This window comes from Actinosynnema sp. NPDC023658, assembly GCF_040639995.1.
GTDB lineage: Bacteria > Actinomycetota > Actinomycetes > Mycobacteriales > Pseudonocardiaceae > Actinosynnema.
This window is the reverse complement of sequence record NZ_JBFAAX010000665.1, coordinates 1-3160: the sequence shown is the minus strand read 5'-3', so window position 1 is coordinate 3160 and position 3160 is coordinate 1. Positions and strand designations below refer to the sequence as shown.

The 3160-nt window shown below is 69.0% G+C and carries 1 pseudogene; it reads right to left on the bottom strand.

The features are described 5' to 3' along the window. Positions 1-3: 3 nt before the first annotated feature. Positions 4-3160 (bottom strand): annotated as a pseudogene (locus tag AB0G02_RS32870) (hypothetical protein); the annotation flags it as partial.

Sequence of the window (3160 nt, the reverse complement as noted above, 5' to 3'; positions counted from 1 at the left end):
TTGTCAGCCCGTGCCCTCTCGGCTTGCTGCGGCCGCGCCGTCGAGCATCATGAAGCCGGTGCGGATGCGAGGCCGGGTTCCTTGTGGCCAGACCGCGGGGTTGGGTGTGGTCATGGGTGAGCGGGGCCAGTGGTCGCCGTCCGCCTCGGCCCAGGACCAGGTGCCGGTGGCCGTGGCGGGGTGCGGTACCAGCACGGCGTCCGGCTCGGTGGCGCCCGGCTGGACCGGAGCGAGCAGCGGGCCCGCGCGGAAGGCCACCGACATGGCGGCGAGGGCCTGGTCGGTGAACTCCTGTGGCACGAACACCGTGCCGGCCGGGAGGATGTCCGTGGTCGCGTGCACCGCTGCCCGGGTGTCGATCAGCATGGTCACGACGGTGCGGGGGCCGTCGAAGGTGAGCTTGAGCCGTTCCCCTCTGCCGATCGACCTGAGGTAGCCGTCGTCGTTGGTGTCCAGGGCGGTTTCGATGTGGTCGTAGTCGTCGTCGCGGACGTAGCCGAGCAGACCGTCGTCGATTTGGGCGGCTTCACCGAGACGCACCCGCCACTGGTAGCCGCCCAGTCGTGGCTCGGGCTGGTCGAAGATGGTCCGCCAGTGCACGTCCTTGCGGGGAGGACCGCACAGTTCCAGGCCCAGCTCGGCGCGTACCAGGGCGATCGGGCGGCCGAAGAAGAAGATGAGGGAGGTGTCGTCGGGTCCGTCGGGGTCGATCGCGGCGAGCGCGTCGTCCAGGTACCGCCGCAGCGCGTCGAAGCCGGTCAGACCCTGCCTGCGCACACCGTCGAGAAACTTGTAGGCGTGCGGGGAGACGTCGGCGAGGTCCTCGAACTCGGGGACGGGGGAGTCGGGCAGGGGGTTCCACTTGATCTCATCCCGTCCTCCCTCGCCCACCACCACCCGGATGTCGCCGAGGGCCGCGCCGTCGGGTGCGTAGCAGGCGATCGACTGGTCGAGCCGGTTGTGGATCAGCCAGGCGCACACCGGGTTCGTCCCGGCGGTGAGGTCGACTTCCTCGTCGGTGGCGCCGTCCAGGAAGTGGAAGGTGAGCCGGCCGGGTTGCAACAGCCGCGGTGTCAGCTGTGCGTACCGGTCCTGTTCGATCTCACCGACCTCTTTGTCCGGGACGAACGCCTCGGGTCGGGCGATGTCGAAGTGAACCGATTCGTCGATGAGGCTGACGGCGCGGCCGAAGCGGTCGACAATGGCGATGCGGGTGAACTCCAGCTGTCCGGCACGCAGTTCCTGGAAGTCGCTGGCCTGCCACTCATCGTCGTCGTCTTCGTCCGGGAAGTTCCCGGGGCGGGGGATTCCCTGGTCGCCGTCGGCGATGAGCGCGCCGAGTGTGCCGTCGGGCCGCAGTCCTGATCCGTTGATCCGCTGGCCGATCTGTGCCGAAAGCCCGTCCAGGCGCTGGGACAGCTCGTCGGTGCGACGGATCCGGGCGCGCAGGGAGCGGACCATCTCCTGGTCGAGGTCGGTGCGCCCGTTGGCGTAAGCGGCGAGTCGACCCTCGTTCTGGTAACCGCTGAGGGGGGTGAGGACCTGCCGTCCGGAGACCGGGATGCGGTGCGTGATGTTCCCGTTGCCGGTCCACTCGTAGCGCTTGCCGTTGAAGTACCAGTTCTCGGTGCCGTCCGGCTCCTGGAAGGGGATCGCGATGTAGTCGGCTTTCCACATCAGGTACAGCGGCTGCCAGGGTTGCTGCCATGGTTGGGTGCCGTACTCGGGCAGCGCTCCGTGGGCCGTGCCGAGGTCGAGGCCTTGGGCGAGCGCGCGGTCGAGGATGAAGAACTCCGCCAGCAGCGCGGGGACCAGCGAGGGAAAGTTGGTTGTGTTGACCTGGGCGACGTCCCCGATCACGGTGGACTCGTTGATCGGTCCGACGGACTTCACCAGGCGATCCTCGACACGGCAGGGCAGCAGCGTGTCCCGGTCCAGCGGGGCGTGCAGGTTGGCGCCGCGCAGCAGGAGGACCGGGTCGCTGGATTCCTCGTACGGCTCCAAGGGGACGCGTTGCAGGACGTGGGACGCGCGCATGCCCAGCTTCGCCGCGTACGCGCGGGCTTGGTCGGCGAGCTCGTCCTGATCCATCGACCAGGGCAGCTCGGCGCGCATCCGCTTGACTTCGGCGGTGAGCGTGGCCACCCGGTGAGCCGGCGATTGATCGACGTCGGGACGGAGCTTGTCCCTGATCTGAGCGGTGAAGAAAGCCGGCTGGAAACGCCGTGTGCTCAGCGACCAGAGGTGGAAGAGGTACTCCTGGGCGTCCCGGAGCTTGCGCTCCTCCGCGTCCAGCTTCCGTTGCTTGCTGTTCAGGGTGGCGATGATGTCGGCTTCGGCGCGGCGTTCACGCGCGACCTCGGCCGCGGACAGGACGGTTTCGGCGTCCGGGTCGCCGCGGTCCACCACACGCCAGGCGAAACCGCCCGGCGTCGGTCCGAATCCCGAGTGGTGTGCGGCCCGTTCGACCAACAAGTCTCCGTCACAGCGCTCCAGCTGCTCCAGGGCACCCAGCGTGAACGCCTTGAACAGCCTGGCCGCCTCCGCGTCCAGCGCTCCGGCGCCGCCGTACTGCCCCTCCAGCTCGGCGCACGCTTCGGCGGTGGAGTTGCCGATGGCCGGGATCACCTGTTCCGGACGTGGGTTGTCCGACTTCGGAATGGGGCCGTTCGGCTGCCAGTCGATTCCGAGCACGCTGCCGGCGTACAGCGAACGGTCCGGCGTGCCGTTGCCGGACGGCAGGATCCACTCCAGCTCGTCCATCAGGTCGCCGAAATCGGCGTCGCCGCGAAGGATGTCGCTGTCCTCCTGTGCATACCAGCCGATCACCCGGTAGCTGACCCGGGCGTCGCCGGTCACGTCCTCCAACGGGTCGTGGATGGAGAAGACGTCGGTGTTGTAGGGCTGGAAGACGGAGAAGGTCAGCAGGCCCGGACCGAGGGCGGTGAGGAAGGGCTCGCGGCGGTCGGCCGGCTCGCGCCACGGCGAGGTGGCGGTGATCTCGTGCTTGCGGCCCATCCGGGTCGGTGTGGCGGTGGAGGCGTCCGGGTCGAGGGAGGCGACGGTGCCGGTGTCGCCGATGTGGTCGCTTTCGACGAGCCAGCTGCGGATGCCGTCGTCCCAGCGGCGGGTTACCAGCCACCTGTTGGGTACCTTCGGG